The organism is Bifidobacterium callitrichidarum, from assembly GCF_003129905.1.
GTDB classification, from domain to species: domain Bacteria; phylum Actinomycetota; class Actinomycetes; order Actinomycetales; family Bifidobacteriaceae; genus Bifidobacterium; species Bifidobacterium callitrichidarum.
On sequence record NZ_QFFM01000010.1, the window covers coordinates 24,177 to 44,338 of the forward strand.

The 20,162-nt window shown below is 63.5% G+C and carries 15 protein-coding genes and 5 tRNA genes; 8 read left to right on the top strand and 12 right to left on the bottom strand.

The window, feature by feature from the left end; all coding sequences use genetic code 11:
* The first annotated feature begins 203 nt into the window (after positions 1–203).
* Positions 204–291 (top strand) — tRNA-Ser (locus tag DF196_RS05620).
* A gap of 153 nt (positions 292–444) precedes the next feature.
* On the opposite strand, the gene DF196_RS05625 is transcribed toward DF196_RS05620, so the two are convergent.
* Positions 445–1,323, bottom strand: a complete 879-nt coding sequence (locus DF196_RS05625) for a LysR family transcriptional regulator (RefSeq protein WP_109056902.1) — start codon at positions 1,321–1,323, stop codon at positions 445–447.
* Between the two features lie 225 nt (positions 1,324–1,548).
* Between DF196_RS05625 and DF196_RS05630 the strand changes: the two genes are divergently transcribed.
* Positions 1,549–2,358: a PhzF family phenazine biosynthesis protein gene (locus tag DF196_RS05630; RefSeq protein WP_193852563.1), complete on the top strand. Its 810-nt coding sequence runs from the start codon at positions 1,549–1,551 to the stop codon at positions 2,356–2,358.
* A gap of 65 nt (positions 2,359–2,423) precedes the next feature.
* Entirely contained in the window at positions 2,424–2,795 is a 372-nt protein-coding gene (locus DF196_RS05635) for a DUF488 domain-containing protein (protein WP_421728448.1), read from the top strand.
* 129 nt (positions 2,796–2,924) lie between these two features.
* Here the strand turns inward: DF196_RS05635 and DF196_RS05640 are convergent, their stop codons facing one another.
* The gene (locus DF196_RS05640; protein WP_109056903.1) at positions 2,925–4,379 is read right to left on the bottom strand and encodes an FtsX-like permease family protein; all 1,455 of its coding nucleotides are present in this window, start codon (positions 4,377–4,379) and stop codon (positions 2,925–2,927) included.
* Positions 4,376–5,221, bottom strand: coding sequence for an ABC transporter ATP-binding protein (locus tag DF196_RS05645; protein ID WP_109056904.1), 846 nt, complete (start codon positions 5,219–5,221; stop codon positions 4,376–4,378). The genes DF196_RS05640 and DF196_RS05645 overlap by 4 nt, the downstream gene beginning before the upstream one ends.
* Positions 5,222–5,963: 742 nt before the next feature.
* On the opposite strand from DF196_RS05645, the gene DF196_RS05650 reads away from it, so the two are divergent.
* The 3 genes from DF196_RS05650 (at position 5,964) to DF196_RS13840 (ending at position 8,236) form a co-directional block, all read left to right on the top strand.
* Positions 5,964–6,035 (top strand) — tRNA-Thr (locus tag DF196_RS05650).
* 167 nt (positions 6,036–6,202) lie between these two features.
* The gene (locus tag DF196_RS05655; RefSeq protein WP_109056905.1) at positions 6,203–7,030 is read left to right on the top strand and encodes a YoaK family protein; all 828 of its coding nucleotides are present in this window, start codon (positions 6,203–6,205) and stop codon (positions 7,028–7,030) included.
* A 204-nt stretch (positions 7,031–7,234) separates the two neighbouring features.
* The gene (locus DF196_RS13840; RefSeq protein WP_241519610.1) at positions 7,235–8,236 is read left to right on the top strand and encodes a hypothetical protein; all 1,002 of its coding nucleotides are present in this window, start codon (positions 7,235–7,237) and stop codon (positions 8,234–8,236) included.
* 103 nt (positions 8,237–8,339) lie between these two features.
* Here the strand turns inward: DF196_RS13840 and DF196_RS05670 are convergent, their stop codons facing one another.
* The 5 genes from DF196_RS05670 to gltX form a co-directional block, all read right to left on the bottom strand.
* A complete protein-coding gene (locus DF196_RS05670; protein WP_109056906.1) occupies positions 8,340–8,789 on the bottom strand; it encodes a hypothetical protein in 450 nt (149 codons plus the stop codon).
* A gap of 91 nt (positions 8,790–8,880) precedes the next feature.
* Positions 8,881–8,955: transfer RNA gene (locus DF196_RS05680), tRNA-Gln, on the bottom strand.
* A gap of 38 nt (positions 8,956–8,993) precedes the next feature.
* Positions 8,994–9,066: transfer RNA gene (locus DF196_RS05685), tRNA-Glu, on the bottom strand.
* 247 nt (positions 9,067–9,313) lie between these two features.
* Positions 9,314–9,386 (bottom strand) — tRNA-Glu (locus DF196_RS05690).
* Between the two features lie 351 nt (positions 9,387–9,737).
* Positions 9,738–11,258 (bottom strand): glutamate--tRNA ligase, encoded by a 1,521-nt coding sequence (gene gltX / locus DF196_RS05695; RefSeq protein WP_109056907.1) that lies wholly within the window; start codon positions 11,256–11,258, stop codon positions 9,738–9,740.
* Positions 11,259–11,714: 456 nt separating this feature from the next.
* Here gltX and DF196_RS05700 point away from each other — a divergent pair, with 456 nt between their 5' ends.
* Positions 11,715–13,214, top strand: coding sequence for a DUF805 domain-containing protein (locus DF196_RS05700; protein WP_109056908.1), 1,500 nt, complete (start codon positions 11,715–11,717; stop codon positions 13,212–13,214).
* A 213-nt stretch (positions 13,215–13,427) separates the two neighbouring features.
* Here the strand turns inward: DF196_RS05700 and nagA are convergent, their stop codons facing one another.
* From nagA to DF196_RS05720, 4 genes are all read right to left on the bottom strand, one after another.
* A complete protein-coding gene (nagA, locus tag DF196_RS05705) occupies positions 13,428–14,729 on the bottom strand; it encodes an N-acetylglucosamine-6-phosphate deacetylase (protein ID WP_109056909.1) in 1,302 nt (433 codons plus the stop codon).
* Positions 14,730–15,078: 349 nt separating this feature from the next.
* Positions 15,079–15,891, bottom strand: a complete 813-nt coding sequence (nagB, locus tag DF196_RS05710; protein ID WP_109056910.1) for a glucosamine-6-phosphate deaminase — start codon at positions 15,889–15,891, stop codon at positions 15,079–15,081.
* 239 nt (positions 15,892–16,130) lie between these two features.
* On the bottom strand, positions 16,131–17,834 hold the full coding sequence (locus DF196_RS05715; protein ID WP_241519611.1) for a UDP-glucose--hexose-1-phosphate uridylyltransferase: 1,704 nt from the start codon (positions 17,832–17,834) through the stop codon (positions 16,131–16,133).
* Positions 17,834–18,916, bottom strand: coding sequence for a phosphotransferase enzyme family protein (locus tag DF196_RS05720; RefSeq protein WP_109056911.1), 1,083 nt, complete (start codon positions 18,914–18,916; stop codon positions 17,834–17,836). The genes DF196_RS05715 and DF196_RS05720 overlap by 1 nt, the downstream gene beginning before the upstream one ends.
* Before the next feature lie 358 nt (positions 18,917–19,274).
* On the opposite strand from DF196_RS05720, the gene DF196_RS05725 reads away from it, so the two are divergent.
* Positions 19,275–20,162 carry a helix-turn-helix domain-containing protein gene (locus DF196_RS05725; protein WP_109056912.1) on the top strand — a complete coding sequence of 296 codons (888 nt, stop codon included), beginning with the start codon at positions 19,275–19,277 and terminating at the stop codon, positions 20,160–20,162.

Consider the following 20,162-nt stretch of genomic DNA (forward strand, 5'->3'; position numbering starts at 1 on the left):
GTCGGGATAGACCGTTCACGTTCGACAACCTGGCTGTTCGGATATCTGGCCGCGTACTCGGTAAAACGCCATTCGGCCGTTTGCCAGTCACGCAATCCAAACGCGACACGCCGAAGACACTCCAACCGTGCGCTTTTCCAAAACCTGTGGTACTTTATTCAAGTTGCCTGCGGAGCTTGCTTCAAGCAAACACTGCAAAGCATGGAGGATTCGCCTAGTGGTCTATGGCGCACGCTTGGAAAGCGTGTTGGTGTAACAGCCTCACGAGTTCGAATCTCGTATCCTCCGCCACCAGGGTTTTGGCTTTTGCCAAAGCCCTTTTTTCGTTATCCGTGCCTTGTCGCCTGCACAGACCTCTCGCAGTCTGCGGTTGTGCGGATTCGAACCCATGCAAATCAGCCGGTATCGCTCCAACCCCATACGCGACACCCATCACAGGCAGGCTCACGGCAATGCGTCGATATTGCCGCGCAGGTGCTCGATGAATCGCCTGGCCGCCAGGGGGAGCCTGTCGCGGTCGGCGTAGGCGATGGCGATGGTGCGTTCCACGGGCGGATCGGTGGGACGTAGGGCGAGCCGGTAGTTGGTGCTGGTGCGGTGGAGGATGAGTTCGGCGAGGATGCTGAAGCCCAATCCGGCCTCGACCATGGTCATGATCGAGTAGTCGTCGTGGATGCGCAGCCGCACGTTCGGCTTGAGTCCGATCGACGCGAACGCCTCCAACGGCTCGGAGTAGTGGCCTTCCTCCAGCAGGATCATGGGTTCCTTGGCGAGCGCGGCCAATGGCACCCGGTCAAGTGCTGCGAGCGGATGGCCTTGCGGCAGAACGGCGAGCATGGCACCCCGTTTGATGGTGATGGTCTGCACGTCGCGCGCGGCGGCGGGGTTGATGAATCCGAAGTCGATGGTGCCGTTGTGGATCCACTCCTGGATGGTGGTGTAGTCGCCTTGGTGCAGGACGAACCGCACGTTCGGGTGACGCTGTTGGAAGCCACTGATGAGCCCAGGCAGCCAGTGGGCGGAGATGCTGGCGATGGTGCCCATGCGGATCACGCCGGTGTCGAGGCCGAGGATCTCGTCGGTCCGTTCGCGGATGCGCAGACCGTCCTCCACGTAGCGTTCGATGAGCGGGTAGAGCTGGCGCCCCTCCTCGGTGAGCGTGCATCCGCCGCGCTGCCGGTTGAGCAGGGTGACGTCGAGTTCCTTCTCCAGCGATGCGATCATCTGGCTGACGGCCGACTGGCTGCAATGCAGCTCGTCGGCGGCCGCGGAGAAGCTGCCGTATTCGACGATGTGCCACAGGGCGAGATACCGGTTGTCCATGGTTCACCATCATAGAAGATACATAAGCATTGCTTATGTAGTCATTAGCAAATTTGATTGTACTTATCGTGTGTGGCCTGCATACGATGGCCGTCATCGGCGGAACCATCGTGTACATGATGCTCGTTCAGCTGGTGTTCGTCTGACGGGCTTGCGGCTTCCTGCCACGTCGTGAACTCGCGACGGGGCATCTGACAATCGGTGATGAAAGGCGGATTGCGGACTATGGCCATAAAACAGTATGTGGTGGATGCGTTCACGGATCAGGTGTTCAGGGGCAATCCGGCGGCGGTGTGCCTGCCGGAATCGTGGCCCTCGGATGCGCTGATGGCAAGCATCGCGATGGAGAACCGGTTTTCCGAGACCGCGTTTGCGGTGCACGAGCCGGAAGGGTGGCGCCTGCGCTGGTTCACGCCGGGTGGCGAGATCGACCTGTGCGGGCACGCGACGCTCGCCACGGCGTACGTGATCCTGCGGTTCGTGGAACCGGACGCCGACATGGTGCGGTTCCGCACGATGAGCGGCGTGCTGACCGCGGCACGGACTCGCGGCGATGACGGGGCCGGCGACGTGTTCACGATGGATTTCCCGGCCTTCGATATCAAGCCCACACCGGTCACCGACACGATGGAGCGGGCGCTGGGCGCGAGACCGGTCGAGGCGTGGCTCGGCCGCGACCTGCTGTGCGTGATGCCCGACGAGCGGACCGTGCGCGACCTCGATCCCGATCAGGAGCTGCTCAAGGATCTGCCCGGCCTGCTGGCCAACGTCACGGCGGCCGGAGATCCGGGCGGCGGCTTCGACTGCGTGTCCCGATCGTTCGCGCCGAAGCTCAACGTGTCCGAGGACCCGGTCTGCGGTTCCGGTCACTGCCACATCCTGCCGTATTGGAGCGAACGACTCGGCAAGACCTCGCTCACCGCGTATCAGGCGTCGGCGCGCGGCGGCATCATCCACGCCACGGTCGCCGGCGGCCGCGTCGGTCTCGGCGGCGGCGCGGCGCTGTTCTCCGTGGGCACCATCCTGCCCGACTGATGATGGAATCGGCGTTCGGACGTCCGGCATTGACTTGCCCGTTTTACGGACCGATGATGGTGGGCGTGGGAATCGTAGTGAAACGTATCTATGACGAGCCGGAATCCGGAGACGGCTACAGGATTCTGGTGGATCGGCTGTGGCCGCGCGGCGTGAGTAAGGAGCGCGCCGCCCTTGATTTGTGGATGAAGGGTATCGCGCCATCGCCCGAGCTGCGTAAATGGTTCGGGCATGAACCAACGCGCTTCAATGAGTTCGCCGAACAGTACCGGGCTGAGCTGGATGCCAACGACGAAGCCGTCACGGCACTGCACGATCTTGCCGCGGCCCATGCGACGGTCACGCTCCTGTACGCGGCCAAGGATCCGCTGGTCAACCATGCGGTCGTGCTGCGCGACTACATGAACGACATCATCGGAGCCGTCGAGACGCGCTGAACCGGCCCAAAGGTTGGGGTCTCGTATCCTCCGCCGCCACCCCGGAACCATTACGGTTCCGGGGTTTGCTTATCAGTCAATCCTTCGAACGGTCTCGGGTCTACAAGCCCATAACCCAATACTCCTTGATCAATCATCGGCCCGGTAATCGGTCAGGTTGAGACCGGCGGCCACACGATTGGAGGCGAACGCGCCGATCGCGACCAGCGCATAGCACAGCGCGAGACCTCCGAAGAAACTGAGCAGCGTGGCCGGCTCGGTCATCGATACGGCGAACAGCGGCGCCATAAGGAGCATCGAGCAGCCGCCCGCCACAATCACCACGATATTGAGCGGCGTGAGCACCTCGATGAATCTCGCGCGGTTCAGGGTCTTCACATCCGTCCCTTCAAGCACAAGCATGCGGTATTCGCCCACTTGATCGTAGACGCTGCCGGCCTGCATCACGCCTGAGCTGACGGCCGCGAGCACGGCGGCGAACACCAATGTCAGCAGTCCGCCGGTGCCGATGTCGCGCAGGAACAACGTCGCTGGATCGTTCGGACTGCCGCCCGCCGCAGCCGAGCCGAGGAATCCGCAAATCGACGTGATACCGGCGATGAACACGGCCAGCGCAATGCCGGAGACGTTGCGCCAGGCACGCTTGGGATTATCGAGGATGCGGCGCATGGCGATCATGGTCGCGGCATCCTTGGGATGGTGGGCCTTGGATTTGGCACGGGCCGTGACCACCCATGAACCGATGAGATTGAACAACGCGAAACAGAGCAGTACGAAGCCGGCCACCACAATGTAGATCATCACCTCGCCTAGGCCGAAACCTGCCACCATCGCCGGATTCTTGAACACGATCACGGCGACGAGCATCACGGCGACAAAGACCACCGCGCGCCAAGCGGACGGCAGCGGACCCGCCGTGCGACTTGTGACGCCAAGTGGCGTGATGGCCACGCGACGCAGCGTAATCAGCGAAGAGACCAGCGCCAGTACAGCGACGCCCGCAACCGTAACAATCAAGGCAGGTACTCCGACCCAGAGCTGTTCGAATGTGAACCCCTGATTCTGGAAACGCAGCAGCATGATCAGCGGCATGAGCACACAGTAGCCGAGGATGCCGATGAGCGAGCCGACCAAGGCTTGGCCGGCGGCATCGAGCGCGGTGAGACGGACCACCTGACCTGTGGTGGCGCCGGCCAGTCGCAGGGCGGCGAGACGCGCATCACGGCGGGACGCGGCCAGTCGCGCCGCGGAACCGGCGAGCGCCACGAACGGCACGACGAGCAGCACGCAGGCGAACCCGGCAAGCATCACGTACCCGGAGGCGTAGGAGGCCGGATCAGCGGGATTGGTGAGCCGATGCTGCCAGACGGTCAACGTACCCGGCCTGCATACGGTTTCATCGAACAGGCATCCAAGCGTGTGGTCGGCGGAGGCGCGCCAGACGAACCCGTGCACGCCGCCAAGCACCGTGAGGAAGATGGCAGTAGCCGCGGCGAACGCGATGATTGCCAGTACCGAGGTATGCCCGGACGTGTTCGACCGACCGGAACGATGGAACAACCGCCAGAGTGCGAACGTGCTCATCGTGCGCCCTCCCCCAGTCGTCCGTCCTGCATGGTCACGGTACGCGAGCAGAAGGCGGCCACGTTCGGGTCATGGGTGACGACGACCACGGCCGCACCATTGTCACGTGCGGCGGCCATGAGAATGCCCATGACCTCGCGACCGGTGGTCTGGTCGAGCGCGCCGGTCGGTTCGTCGGCGAAGACGACGGCAGGTCGCACGGCGAGCGCCCTGGCGATGGCGATGCGCTGCATCTGGCCGCCGCTCATCTCGCCGGGCCGATGCGTGGCCAGCGTCTTGAGACCCATGCGCTCGAGCCAGAGCATGGCTGCGTCCGTTGCATCGCGGTATGACACACCGCCAAGCATCATCGGCAGGGCGATGTTCTCCACGGCCGGCAGCTCGGGCAGCAGTTGACCTGACTGGAACACGAAGCCGAAAGCGCTGCGGCGCAGCCTGGTGCGGTCGGCATCGCTCATCGTTCCGAGATTCGCGCCGCGGAACATCACGGTTCCGGCAGTCGGGCGAATGATGCCGGCGAGCGCGTGGAGCAACGTCGATTTGCCGGAACCGGACGGACCCATGACGGCCACCGTCTCGCCTTCTCCCAATGCGAAGTTCACGTGGTTCAGAGCGAGCGCGTGCGGGCCGGATGGCGCATTCTGAATGGAGGTGGGGGACGCCACTCCGGTGACCCCGCGACCGGCCTGTGTGTTGAGCATTGCGGCGGTGTAGTCCATCACAAGATCATGCGCTTCGAGTATCGGCGTCCACGTATGTGGCTGCCGGAGTTGAGGCTGCGCCGGCTGGACTGGCTGGGCCTTCGGCGTAGTGCACTGGGATTGCTGTGTTGTTGCGTTCATACCACCGAGGCTACGGGCCAGTCGTGCGGCCCTCCATCGGACTATGGGATGAACCATTCCGAATCGGTTCGCAGAATCGCGCAACGGCTCATCCGGAAGGATTACCCACAAGGATGAGGCTGTTCAGACGGGCATCTCGTCTCATCTGCCATCATGCAGCAATCTGAACGACGGATGTGAATATCGCCATCAAAAACGCATCCACGACGATGCGAAGACCGGTAACGACTACGAGGTTTGCGGAATCGCCTGTGACCACGCGGTATGTGCAGAAAGCATGTCGAACCGTCGGCGGCACGCCTGCTTCTCCGGATACCGGCTGAAAGCGAGCGTCAGCGCTCGATGCCGTATTCGGTGTACATGTAGGCGTCGTACTGGCTGTCGTTGCCGTGGTGTGCGGTGGCATGGTGCGATTCATAGTCGCTGATCTGTGCGTTCATGGTCATTCCTTTGCTCAACTTCCATCCATGTTGTGATTCGGTTTACCCCGCCCGTGTTTCCGAATCATGTGCGGTCGGCCAAGCACAGGTGAATTCGTGCCGGCGCGATGGTGAACGTGGTGCCTGACGACCTCCCGATGTCCCGACCGCGGCGAAACCGCCCTGCTCCGCGACCAATGCCGCCAGCACAGCCCGACTTATGCACCACGCCCAGCCGCCGATTTGCGCGATACACGATTCCGTGCCATGATGTACAGGTTGCCTGATGAGGCCCGGCCAAATGGCTCGGCCGAATCCGTAACGCCCCGATAGCTCAGTGGTAGAGCACTTCCTTGGTAAGGAAGAGGTCGTGAGTCCAATTCTCACTCGGGGCTCTCTTTATTCCCGGTTATTCCTAGCGGAATCCTTCGTCAGATCGTTGCACATAGCGGCTCCGCAAACCCTTCCGTTACATGCCGTCGTGCCACTCCCCTAGCCTTACGACGTGCGCGTATCGCGCCGCCCGCAAAGCCCATCCACCGTAAGGAACCCGCCCGCCGCCATGACCTCCACATCGCACCTCGCCGAAGCAGGACGCACGCTGATCCCCCGCAAGGACGACCGTTACGGACTACTCTCCCCGGCGCTCGTGATTCTCACGTTCGTGGCCGGTCTGGTGGATGCGTTGAGCTATCTGGCACTCGGGCACGTGTTCGTGGCGAACGTGACCGGCAACATCGTCTTTCTGGGATTCGCGATCGCCCACGCGCAGGGCTTCGTCTGGTGGACGTCGGCATTGACGCTGGCCGCCTTCATGGTCGGCGCGCTCATCGGCGGGCGTATCATCCACTATTTCGGCGCCAATCGCGCCCGTCATCTGCTGGTTTCGACCGTAATCCAGCTGGCGTTCGTGGCCGCGGCACTGGCCGGCATCTACCTGCTCAACCATTTCGCCCCGGAACCGGCCATGGGAGGTACCGATCCCACGGCCCTCGCCCGTGCCTCGCAGCCGAGCCTGAACTTCCCCACCGCTCGGCATATCGACCTGCATATCATCATGCTCATCGTGCTGCTCGCGCCGGCCATGGGCATCCAGAATTCCACCGCGCGCAAGCTGTCCGTGCCCGATCTGCCCACGACGGTGCTGACGATGACGCTGACCGGCATCGTGGCCGATACGTCCGCCCACGGCCATGAGCAGTCGAAGCTGGGCCGTCGCGCGGTGGTGATGCTGGCCCTGGCCCTCGGAGCGCTGACTGGCGCGCTGCTGCAGACGCGCGGCCATGAGGACATGATTCTGATGGTGATGATCGCCTGTCTGCTTGCGGTCATCGCGATGATGCTGCCGCACGTGCGGTCCGAGGCCAGCTGGGTGGTCGGGCGTCGGTAAATGCAAGAGGCACGCCAATTGCAGCGCAACAATTCAAGGTTGATAGGGATACAGTAAAGCTCTGTTCAAACAGAATCGGCATGAATCCGGTTGGACTACCCCTCAGTCGGCTACGCCGACAGCTCCCCTGACAAGGGGAGCCAGAAATAAGAGAACATGCCATCTTGGTTTCACAAAGCTTATAGTGATTCCGGGAGGCCGACCATGCGAATCATCGAGCAGTACTGCCAAGGCAAGCGAAACGACCAATCACTCAACGAGGACGGACTCATCGTCACTGACGATTTCGCGGCCGTGGTGGACGGGGTGACCAGCAAAAGCATCCGGCATCTTTTGCGACCGAGCGGCGGAGTCATCGCGAAGAACCTGGCATTAGAGACCATCGCGGATCTGCCGGCCAATGCGGACATGCGGCAGGTGCAGTCGGCAATTGACGGGCGGCTGCGGGAAGCGTACCGCAGCACAGGTAGGCGCACTCACGATCCGGCCCCAAGTGACGCACCCGCCAACTCGCGCGATGAAGCCGCGGGTGCCGAAGCCGCATACGGACATGCCGGCGATTCCCCGGTAATCCGCGATTATGCCGTGTTCGAACGCGAGCCCGTGGAGCGACTGCAGGCCAACGCAGTGGTCTACAGCGTCCGCCACCACGAGGCCTGGCTGTTCGGCGATTGTCAGATCATGGTCAACGGCGTGCAGATTCCGACCATCAAGCGGGTCGATGAACTGCTCGGCGAATTGCGGGCGTTCATCACGTTGGCATTGCGGGAGCAGAACGGACAGGATCGTGCGTCTTCTGGCGCTCCATCCGACGTTCCGGCCAATGGCTCGCCCTATTCCCGGCCCGATTCTCCGTCCGATTTCCCGCCTGATTCCGGAGATCCCGCACGTGACATGATTCTGCCGTTTCTGCGACTGCAATCGCAATTCGCCAACAAGCGCGGACCTTACGGCTACTTCGTGTTCGACGGATTCACCGACCCGACGTATCCGATCCGCACGGTTCCCATCCACCCCGGCGACGAGGTCGTACTGGCTTCTGACGGCTATCCTCTGCTCAAGCCCACACTTGACGAATCCGAGGCCGAGTTGCAACGGCTCAAGCGCGACGATCCGGCACTCATCGGAGAATACCGGTCGACCAAGGGATTCACACCCGGTCTTGACTCGTTCGATGACCGCACCTACCTGCGATTCGTCGCGTAACGAAGGATCCACAGCCGTAACACAACCACACCGCTTACGCGAAAGGCCGCCCCGACGAATCGGAAGCGGCCTTACTATACGTTTGCAGCAGGAGCTGAAAAACTCACTTCTTGGCGGCGTTGACGGCGTCCACGGCCTTCTGCAGAGAGGCGGTGTGCGTCTTGTACCAGTCAGCCTGCTCGTTGAGCTTGTCGGTGGCGGCCTGATAGCCCTTGGTATCATCGGCGAGGCAGCCCTCGTACTCGGGCATCTCGGCGCTCAGCTCCTTGTTGAGCGCGTCGAGCGTGGAGGCGTCCGTGACATCCTTCTTGGTAAGGGCGGCGGCTTCGGAGGCGTCTCCGTTGACCAGGTTGTTGTAGTCGTTGGTAGCGTTGCGCACTTCCTCGGAGGCGGTGGCGCATGCTGCCACGGCGGTGTTGTACTGGGATTCGGAATACGCGCGGAATCCGAACACGCCGGCCACGGCGATCACGGCGACGATCACCACCACGATAAGGGCGATGGCCCACTTCGGCATGCGCTTCTTTGCAGCGGTCTGGGTTTCAGCGGACATACTCGATCTCCTTCGTTCTCGTTCAGTGCGGGACGGGCTTTCGTGAAGCCCCCAGAAAAACAAAAAACCCTCGCATTTCGCGAGGGCTCATTGGCTGGGGTGCCTGGACTCGAACCAAGAATGGCTGAACCAGAATCAGCTGTGTTGCCAATTACACCACACCCCAATTTGGCTGGCGTAGCAACTCCGAAGAGTTGTCCGTCGTACCCCCAACCGGATTTGAACCGGTGTTGGCGCCGTGAGAGGGCGTAGTCCTAGACCGCTAGACGATGGGGGCATATTCAGTTTTTCAACCGGCTGCTCGGCGAACCGCGCAACAGGTAGATATATTACAGGAAGCACCAGTGAATGCAAATCACGGCGTGTCGCGCGGAATTCTGCGGTTTTGGAGCCAAATCATGAGCAGTCGCCGCCATAGGTTCCGATGATCGATTCCGGGCATATGCTCACCACGAAACGTCACCCCGGGCAGCCGGCCCGGAAAACGAAAAAGCCCCGGCGTGATGCCGAGGCTTTCGAAGAAGTACCCCCAACCGGATTTGAACCGGTGTTGGCGCCGTGAGAGGGCGTAGTCCTAGACCGCTAGACGATGGGGGCTTGAGTTATCCACTGCGGCGAACCGCAACGAGTGATTAATATACGGGAACATCTCACCGACGTCAACCACGGCGTGTCACATTGTGATTCCTTGGTTGACAAGGCGCCTTTCTGGACTATGCCGGCATAGCTAACAGCGGCATCCGGAGAACATGAGCGCATATAAAGGACCCTATACCCATACCGGACTACCCCTCAGGCGACCTTGCTGACAGTCGACAACTCCCCAACAAGGGAAGCCAGAAAAAGAATCGCACCGAATCGACGAAAACGGGCGCCTGCCCACGAAAGGCAGACGCCCGCATATTCTGCCACAGTCAGTCAGCGGAACGATTCAGTCACGGCTCAGGCTCACAGGTGCTCACGCAGGCCCTTGAGACGGGCGACGGTCACATCCTTGCCGAGAATCTCCATGGATTCGAACAGCGGCGGGGAGACGCGACGGCCGGAGACGGCCACACGCACCGGGCCGAAGGCCAGGCGCGGCTTGTAGCCACCGTCCTCGATGAGCGCCTTGTTGAGCAGCTCGTGCAACGGCTCGGCCTTCCACTCATCCTCGGAGGCACCCTCCAGCGCGGCGATCGCGAGATCAAGCACGGCACCAGCGGAATCCTTGAGCGTCTTGCGGGCGTCGTCATCGGGCTCGATGTAGCCTTCGGACGAGAGCAGGGAGCCGACCATGCCGGCCACCTCGCCCAGCAGACGCACGCGCGGCTGGACCAGCGGGGCGGCGGCGGTCAGGATCTCCTGCTCGCGGGAGGTCAGCGCATCCCAGTTGTCGGCGGAGACCACGCCGTCACGGTGCAGGTACGGCACGGAGCGGCGCAGGAAGTCGGCCGGGTCGAGCATGCGGATGTGCTCGGCGTTGATGGAGATGGCCTTGTCCAGGTCGAAGCGGGCCGGGTTGGCCTTCACGTCGCGCACGTCGAACTTGGCGATCATCTCGTCCATGGAGAACACGTCGCGGTCGGGAGCGATGGACCAGCCGAGCAGCGCGAGGTAGTTGAGCAGGCCCTCGCGGATGAAGCCGGCGTCGCGGTGGTTGAACAGGTTGGACTCCGGGTCGCGCTTGGAGAGCTTCTTGTTGCCCTGGCCCATCACGTACGGCATGTGGCCGAACAGCGGGGTGGTCTTGGCGATGCCGAGCTCTTCGAGGTAACGGTAGAGCACGATCTGGCGCGGGGTGGAGCTCAGCAGGTCCTCGCCGCGGAGCACCACGTTGATCTCCATCATGGCGTCGTCCACCGGGTTGGTGAGCGTGTACAACGGGTCGCCGTTCGGACGCACGATGACGTAGTCCGGCACGGAACCGGCCTTGAATTCGATGGTGCCGCGAATCAGATCGTCGAAGGCGATGTCCTCGTCGGGCATGCGGATACGCAGGGCGGGTTTGCGACCTTCGGCGCGGAAGGCGGCCTTCTGCTCCTCGGTGAGGTTGCGGTCGTAACCGTCGTAGCCGAAGGCCTTCGGACGGCCGGCGGCCACGTTGCGGGCCTCGATCTCCTCCGGGGTGGAGAAGGACTCGTAGGCATAGCCGGCTTCAAGCAGCTTGGCGGCGACGTCCTTGTAGATGTCGCCACGCTCGGACTGGCGGTACGGGCCGTGGGGGCCGCCCACGTCGATGCCTTCGTCCCAGTCGATGCCGAGCCAGCGCAGGGCCTCAAGGATCTGGTTGTAGCTCTCCTCGGAATCGCGGGCGGCGTCGGTATCCTCGATACGGAAGATCAGCTTGCCGCCGGTGGCGCGGGCCTCGGCCCAGTTGAACAGTGCGGTGCGGACCATGCCCACGTGCGGGGTGCCGGTCGGCGACGGGCAGAAGCGAACACGGATGTTCGCGGGGAGTTCGGGTTTGGTGTTTTCAGCATCAGTCATGGGCTCTATTCTGCCGCGGAGCGGGGACGCGCCGAAGCGCGGAAACCGTCAGCAGGCGAGGCCGTCGAACAGCAGGGCCCAGTCCTGCGCCTGCGCGTCGGAATCGTGGGAGTCGTGGCGATCGCTGCCGTTGTAGTTGTAGTCGTTGTTCATGATGGTTCCCCTTTGATGTAATTGTGTTCGCGCCGAAAGCTTCATTGGCTTCCTGCGGCTCCGTCACCGCAGCCGTGCGCGTATCTATCGATACATAGTACAGAACCGCACAACAACGAACATCTCCGGTTGATATCGATTTGATAACGATTGCATGGGCTGGTTTCCGCCGATACGCCGACCGCAGGCGTGCAACCGCTTCAGCAACGCCGTTCAGGCAATATTCACCGTATGTGTTGGGTTTTCATGGAAAAGCTGGAAGAATGGAGCAGGACGATACCGTCCGCGATGAAAGGGGAATCAATGACTGATCCCAACAGCGTGCCGCTTCCTTCGGCACCCAACGCCCCGAATAACGGCGCTACACCGAACCCGCAGACCCCGCAGAACACCGGCAATGCCACGCCACAGTACGGCCAATACGGCACGCCGGCACCGACTTCCGCCCCGCAGCCCGAGTACGGCGCATACGGCGCCCCGGCCTACGGCAACCAGCCCGCACAGCCCGCCTACGGACAATACGACGCCGGCGCAGGCACTCCGTCGACCCCGGCCTATGGCCAGACCGTGCCGCCTCAGCCGAATGGCAATCCTTACGCCTCCGCGCAGCCTTCCGGGCAGTACGGCCAGCCCGCTTACGGCCAGCCCGGCGCGCCGCAATACCAGTCAGCCCCGGCCGCCCCCGGCTACGGCCAGCAGCAGCCGTACGCACAGCCCGCCGCCAATCCGTACGACCAGAACCCGTACGGCGGGCAGTCGCCGTACAACCAGGCGCCGCCGTCCTATGGTCAGTACGCCGCACCGAGCGTCCCGGCCGGCCCCGTCCCACTGGACCAGCCCTACTACGGCTGCCCGTTCCCGGAGGCGTTCCTGCGTTTCTGGAAGAAGTACATCGTGTTCTCCGGCCGCGCCTCCCGCAGCGAATACTGGTGGTGGACGCTGGCGGCCTCCGCCGTCAACATCGTGCTGAACATCCTTTCGGAGGCCACGGATGACAAGCTGGCCTTCCTGGCTACCCTGTGGGCGCTGGCGACCCTGATTCCCGGCATCGCGTTGGCGGTCCGCCGTCTGCATGACATCGATAAGCCCGGCTGGTGGGTGGCCATCTTCTATGGCTCCATCGTCATCGGCGCGATTCTCATGACCGTGGGTGCCGGCACCGCCATTTGGGGCGGTCTCGGCGGCTTCGCGGCCGGTGATTACAGCAACCACTACGGCACGGCGGCGGCCGGCGGCCTCGGCATCGCCGTGATCGGCGCATTGCTGACGCTGGCTGCGGGCATCGTGTTCATCGTGTTCATGGCTTTGCCGAGCAAGCCGGAAGGTGCGCGCTTCGATGTGCCCGGCGGCGCTGGTGCGTTCGGCGCTCCGGCCGGCCCGGCCGCGCCTGCCGCTCCCGCTAATGGCTACGCCCCGCAGTACGGCGCGCCCGCTCCCGCACCGGAATACGGTCAGCAGGTCCCGCCCACACCGGCGCCGGCCGTCCCGACCGTTCCGGAATACGGTCAGCCGGCCCAATCCGCACCGGCAGCGCCCCAGTATGGCCAGTCGACCCAACCTGTCTATGGACAGCCCGCGGAGACTCCTGCGGCACCTGCGGCTTCCGTTCCACTGCCCGACTATGGTCAGACGGCTCAACCCGCCGCAGCACCCTCGCCCGCGCCGACGTCGGAGTACTCCGCTCCCGCCGACGAACCCGTGAGCGACGCGACCGTGCTGTCTCCGCACGAGCCCACCTCACCTACGCCAGCCGCCCCGGCTTCCGACGACGACAACGCGCAGAAGCCTTGGCAGGGTCAGTGAAACTGACTGATTGACATAGCAAATTGGCCTCCGTCCGATAAGGAACGGAGGCCAATTTTTGTTGGCTTTGGTTAAACCAAGATTGACATGAATCCCCTTGGACTACCCCTCAGTCGGCTTCGCCGCCAGCTCCCCTGACAAGGGGAGCCAAGAATAAGGGGCATGTCAATCTTGGTTTAACAGAGCCATTTTGTTTATTGGAGCACGCATACGTTACTTCACCTGGCGGCCGGCGCACCACACGTGTTGGGCGGCCCAGTCGGCGGGGTCGAGGAGGTTGAGGTCGGCGGCGTATCCGGGGGCGATGAGGCCGAGCGGCGTACCGGTGACGGGGTTGGCCCGGTCGAATCCGAAGGCGCGTGCCGGGGTGAGGGTGGCGGACTCGACTGCGGCGACGGGGCTGAAGCCGAGTTCGTTGACCGCGCGCTGGACCGCGACCTCCAGGGTGAGCGTGGAGCCGGCGATGGCGCCGTTGGATACGAGTCGGGCGTGGCCGTCGATGACGTTCACGTCGAGTTCGCCGAGCTTGTACGCGCCGTCGGGGCAGTCGGTGGCGGCCATGGCGTCGGTGACGAACGCGATGCGGTGGGGCGCCAGTCCAAAGCCGAGCTTGACCATCGGGTTCTGGACGTGGAAGCCGTCGTTGATGAGCTCGATGGTGACGCGCGGGTCCTCGACGGCGGCCGGGATGGGGCCGGGTTCGCGGTGGTGCAGGCCGTTCATCGCGTTGAACATGTGGGTCATGATGCCGGCGCCCGCGTCGAAGCCGGCCTGGGCGGTGGCGTAGTCGGCGTCGCAGTGGCCGACCGCAGGCACCACGCCGGCGGAAGCGAACTGCTTGATGGCGCCGATGCCGTGCTCCAGTTCGGGGGCGATGGTGATCTGGCGGATGCAGCCAATCTTGCCGACGGCGGGGTCGGCGCCCGAGGCGTCGAGCATGCGGTCCACGAGTTCGGGCACCGGGTCCTTGAGGCAGTTCGGATCGTGCGCACCTTTGCGCTTCAGGGCGAGGAACGGGCCTTCGAGATGGCAGCCAAGGATGTCGGGGCGGGTGGCCATCTTCTCGCGCACGGTGCGGATGTTGCGGCAGATCACGTCCATCGGGTTGGTGATGAGCGAGAGCACCTGGCGGGTGGTGCCGTGCACCGCGTGGCCGGCGCGGGCCACGTCGATGCCGTCGGGACCGTCGTCGAAGCTCTTCTCCCAGGCGCCGTGGGCGTGGATGTCCACGTAGCCGGGCGTGAGGATACGGCCGCCCGCGTCGATCACCTCGCCGGAGCGGGAGGCCGGGTCGATGCCGACCGTGCGGCAGGCGTGCTCGAACGTCTCCTCGCCGGTGCCGTCCGCGGCGGCGGAGCCCGTGGCCACGATCACGCCACGCGAGTCCGAAACCACCCAGTAGCCGGATTGCTCGCCGCGGGCGTCCACCTTGCGCGCCCCTCGAATCGCGACCGGCTTGGCCTCGCCTTCCAGCACTGCCGTCACGCGCGCGACGATTTCACTTCTGTCCGTCATGTTTCCTGATGCTCCTTTGCCTGAAAACCACTTGGCTCTACCCAATACACCATAATTCCTGCCCCTACACGCGCGATTCGCCCATATCGGCCTTGCCGGGGCGGAAAACACTGCCCCGGCAAGAGGTATTCGCCGTTATTCGGCCTTCCGGGGCAGACATCTTGCCCCGCCGGCCGGTTTTCAGCACAATTCGGCACGCGGGGGCAACAACCGATATCCCGCAAAACCGCGCCATTCCGCCAAATCGGCGTCGCAGCGCATACAGGGCCCGGAATCGGGGTTGCCCCGGCGGCCGGTTTCATGACGAAACGAAGCCGCCGGGGCAACCAGTCACACTACGATCCGCCGATCAGATGCCCTGCCAGGCCGGCTTGTGGGCGAAGGCGTAGCGGTAGTAGTCCTTGTGGCGCAGGCGGCTCGCGGCCTCCTCGTCGATGATGATCGTGGCGTGCGGGTGCAGCTGCAGCGCGGAGGCCGGGCAGAACGCGGACACGCCGCCCTCGACGGTCTCCTCGATGGCCTCGGCCTTGCCTGCACCGAACGCGAGCAGCACGAGGTGACGGGCCTTCAACACCGTGCCGATGCCCTGCGTGATGCAGTGGGTGGGCACCTGGTTGATGTCGTTGTCGAAGAAGCGAGCGTTGTCGATGCGGGTCTGCTCGGCCAGGGTCTTCACGCGCGTGCCGGACGCGAGGGAGGAGCCGGGCTCGTTGAAGCCGATGTGGCCGTCGGTGCCGATGCCGAGGATCTGCACGTCGATGCCGCCCGCGGCCTCGATCGCCGCGTCGTAGGCCGGGCCGGCGGCGGCGATCTTGTCGCCGTCCTCCAGCGGGGCACCGTTCAGCACGTCGCCGGGCACATGGACCTTCTCCGGGTCGAGGCCGAGCGGCTCCACAACCGTGCGGTGGATGGTGGAGTGGTAGGACTCCGGGTGGGTCAGCGGCAGGCCCAAGTACTCGTCCAGCGCGAAGCCACGCACCTTGGAGACGTCGATGTGCTCCTCGTGCACGATCTTGGCGAGGGCGCGGTAGGCGGCCAGCGGGCTGGAACCGGTGGCCAGACCCAGCACCGCGTCCGGCTTGGCCTTGATGAGGTCCGCGACGCAACGGCCGTAGATCTCGCCGGCCTCCTCCTCGTTCTTGACGATAATCACTTCAGCCATGATTGGATTCCTTTCTTGATTCCGATGGGTAATCGGTACGTTTTTCGATGGTGATGGTGCAGAGACGGGAACTTCCTCGAGCACTCCCCTCAGTCGGCTTCGCCCGCTCGTCCGCAATGAGGGACGAACTCCGTTCGCGTCGTGTTGACTCGACTGTCGTCTCGCACATTGCCTACAAACAGCTCTGCTGTTTGCCTCACGGCAATGTCCTCAGAGAGGGGAGCCGAGAAAGAGGGCAACTACTGTCGGACGAAGCCGAGAGCTTCGAGGAAGCTCACGGTGGTGTGCTTGTCCTTGAAGACGGCGGTGTTGCCCAAGATGCGTTCGCACACACTGCCAAGCTCGTCCTGCACGGCCGCGTGGATCGCATCACGGTTACGGTTGCCGTCGAGCGCGGCGGCAAGTTCGGACCACTGCAGCTGGAAGTCGGCGCAATCCTCAGGCAGCCCCTCGCCGGCGGCGAGCGCGTCCTCCAGTTTGCCGAGCTGTTCGACCAGTCGTCCGGGCAGGATGAACAGGCCCTGCGCCTCAATCAGACCAATCGGCTCCTGCTTGATGGGCCAGAATTCGGGGTGCGCGTGGAAAATACCTTCCGGGTACTGCTCACTGACGGCGTTGTTGCGGAAGATGAGGCTCATCTCGTAGCCGCGGTCGGTGATGATGGCACTCGGCGATACTGCGGACTGGCGGTTGCCGTCCACGTCATGGCTGGCGATATCCGCCGCCGCATCGTCGTAGCCCTGCCATGCGAGGCGGATCCTGTCGCTGACCTCCACGATGGCATCGCGGTTTTTGGAGACCACGCGCGCGGCGGTGCCGGGCCAGTCGAGGATCTCGACCACGGTGTCCGGGAAGTCCGGCACAGCGAACGTGGCCCAGGCCGCGGCCTTGTGCATCGGCAGCAGTTCGCCGCCGCCCTGATAGTGGTCGTGGGCGAGCACCGAGCCGCCGATGCGCGGCAACGCGGCGTTACAGCCCAGGAAGTAGCCGGGGAAGCGATCCACGAAGTCGAGCAGGTGGCCGAAGGTGTCGCGGTCCACATGCATCGGCGTGTGCGTGCGGTTCACGCAGATGCCGTGCTGGTGGAAGTAGCCGTACGGTGAGAACTGCCAGAACCATTCCTCACCGCCAAGCGTGACCGGGATGGTGCGTAGCGTGCGCTTGTTGCGGCCCGCGAAGCCCTCGTTCTCATGGCAGATGGTGCACTTCGGGTAGCCGCCGGCCACCGAATTGCCGGCCGCCGCCTTCTTCATGTTCTTGAATTCGGGCTTGGCCATGTTGATGGTGATGACCAGTCCGTGCGAGTCGAAGCGAGGATTCTTGTCGAGCACGGCCTTCTTGACATAGTTGTTGGCCACGCAGTAGCGGTAGAACCAGTGCATGGCCTCCATGCCGCCGTCGGTGCCTTCCGTCTCCTCGAAGCTGTCTTCGATGGAGGACGGCGTGCCAGAAAGCAGGCCCATGACGATGTCCGCGTAGACCGGGCCTTCATCCGGCTCAAACAGTCCGGCCGCGACCGCGGCGGTGCGGAAGTCGGCGAGGAGGGTGTTGGGGTAGGCGTAGCCGCCGGCGGGAGCGTCGGAAGCAGTACCGTCTCTTCCCCGGTCAGCTTCGCCGCCAGCCTGACCCGCAATTCCGGAGCCTTCGGCCGGCATATCGGCTCGACTGGCGTCTCGCACCTTGCCTACAGAGAGTCCACCGGACTCTCTGCTCAACGGCAAGGTCCCGTCAGAGAGGACCGAGGTATTTAATGCGCCGTACGAATCCAGACCGAACAACTCGAAGATGCGGTTGCGGGTCCAGTCGGCGTCGCGGGCGTCCAAGTCAAGGTTGCGCTCGGCGTAGGCCACCAGCGCGTCGATGGAGGCGTACACCCCGGCGAGCGCGGCCTGAGCATCGGCCGGGATACCGGTCTGCACGCCGGCTTCGTGTTCCACGGCCATCAGCGGGCGCTTCCTTCCAGCACGTCGGCCACGATGGCCTGGATCTCGCCGGCCTTGGCCTCCATCTCCTGCACCAGCTTGATCTGCGTGCGGGCGCGCACCAGGTTGTGCTCGGGGTACTTGGTGGCGAAGTAGGTGTCGCCGGCCAGGTAGTCGGCGAGGAAGCGCATGCCGCATTCCATGGTCATCAGGTTGCCGGCGAAGGCGAACAGCTCGCCCTCGCGCGGGGTGACGCTCTCACGCACCGCGCCGATGAATCCTTCGGCGTATGCGCGGAAGTACTCGGTGCTGAAGTGCACTTTGTCGAGGTCCTGCTCGTCCTCGAGCGCGGTGGAGGCGCCGAAGCGGATGGAGTCGCCGAAGTCGAAGAGCATGGAGCCCGGCATGATGGTGTCGAGGTCGATGATCGCGCGGGCCTTGCCGGTCTCGGCGTCCATGAGGATGTTGTTGAGCTTGGTGTCGTTGTGGGTCACGCGCAGCGGGATGGAGCCGTCGGCGAGGCCGTCCATCACCACGGAGTACTGGCTCTCGTGCTTGAGGAAGAAGTCGATTTCCGGCTGGCAGGTGGCGGCGCGACCCAGCTTGTCCTCGGCGAGCGCGGCCTTGAAATCGGCGAAACGGTGCGGGGTGTCGTGGAAGTGAGCGATCGGCTCGGTGAGCTGGGAGGCGTCGAATTCAGCGAGCGTCTGCTGGAATTCACCGAACGCACGGCCGGACTCACGGAACACGTCCGCGTTCGGCACGAGGCTGTAGGACGTGGTGTTTTCGATGAAGGCGTATACCCGCCACGCGCCGGACTCGCGCTCCACGTAGGTACCGCCGTCCTTGGTGCGGATGATGTCCAGCGTCTCCTGGCCGCGGGCGCGCAGGAAGTCAGTGACGAGTTCTACGTTGCGCATGAGGTTCTTGGTGTCCGGGAAGACGTTGGTGTTCATCTTCTGCAGGATGTAGCGGCGCTGATCCGTGGTGAGCAGATAGGTGACGTTGATGTGGCCGTCGCCGTACGGCTTGATGCTTTCGACCTCGCCTTCCAGCTGGAAGAGGTCCGCTACGGCGGCGAGTTCGCTGTCGATGGTTGCCATGGGTTCCTTCTTTCGTGTGCGCGTTGCGGTTCGTGTGGTTGGTTCATTCGTCTGTTCGTGACTCGCGTGGGATGCCGCCGACTCCCTCGCCCGCGGTATTCCTTGCGCATGCCTTTCACTTGTTATTGAAACACGGGCGATGTCTGATGCAACACCCCAACCGCGGCCAATAATCCTTGCAATAGCAGCGTTTTCAGCGATTATCGAGGTCCCTGATGACGATTGATGCAGCACAATTTCCATCATCGTTAGGACAATTTTTTGATATGGTGAGTAGGGGCGTCCTTGACTCCCCTCAGTCACTTCGTGACAGCTCCCCTCAGAGAGGGGAGCCAAGCAGGCACACGAAAGGAATGGCATGACACCGGTCGAGCATCATGTGGATACGGCGGTCTCGCATTACTACGTGTACGTGCCCAGCCGCAACGCCCTGCGCATGTTCCTCTACCCCACGCGCATCGGCCTGTACCGCTATCTCAAGGGCTATTGGCTCAATCGCGCCTCATTCGACAGCTTCATCCTGATGGCCGTCTACAGCGGCACGTTCACGTTCACCGTCAACGGCCGCCGCTCCACGGCGAGTACCGGCGACCTGGTGCTGCTCGACTGTCATGCGCCGAACGTCTACCAAGCGCAGGCCGAGACGGATAGCACCCTGCTGTGGATGCATTTCGACGGCCGGCTCGCGCACGACTACTTCGAGACCATTCACGACGAGCTCGGCAGCGTCATCACCCTGAAGCGCGCCACCTACGCCATCAGCCGGTTCCGCATGATCTATGACACCTTCGCCGAGGAACGCAAGGTGAACGAGGCGCGCATGTCGTTGGCCATAGCGGAGGTGCTCACCGAATGTCTGACCGCCGGCGACGACACCGCCGAACGGACCGGCACGCCTTACAACCAGCACGCCATCGAGGAGACGCTCTCGTACATCGCCACGCATCTGAGCGAACCGTTGCCGGTCTCGCAGCTCGCCGGCATGGCCCTGATGAGCGAGTACTACTACATCCGCGTGTTCAAGCAGGTGACCGGGTATACGCCGCACACGTACATCGTCAACGCGCGCATGCACGCAGCGAAGTACCTGCTGCTCACCGGTGAGGCCACCCTCAAAGAGATCTGCACCGAATGCGGCTTCTACTCCACCAGCGCCTTCTGCGCCGCGTTCAGGAAGCGCTTCGGATGCACGCCCCTGGAATTTCGCCGCAGCGGGGCGGGTGTGTCCGCATCGGTTTCTCTCTGA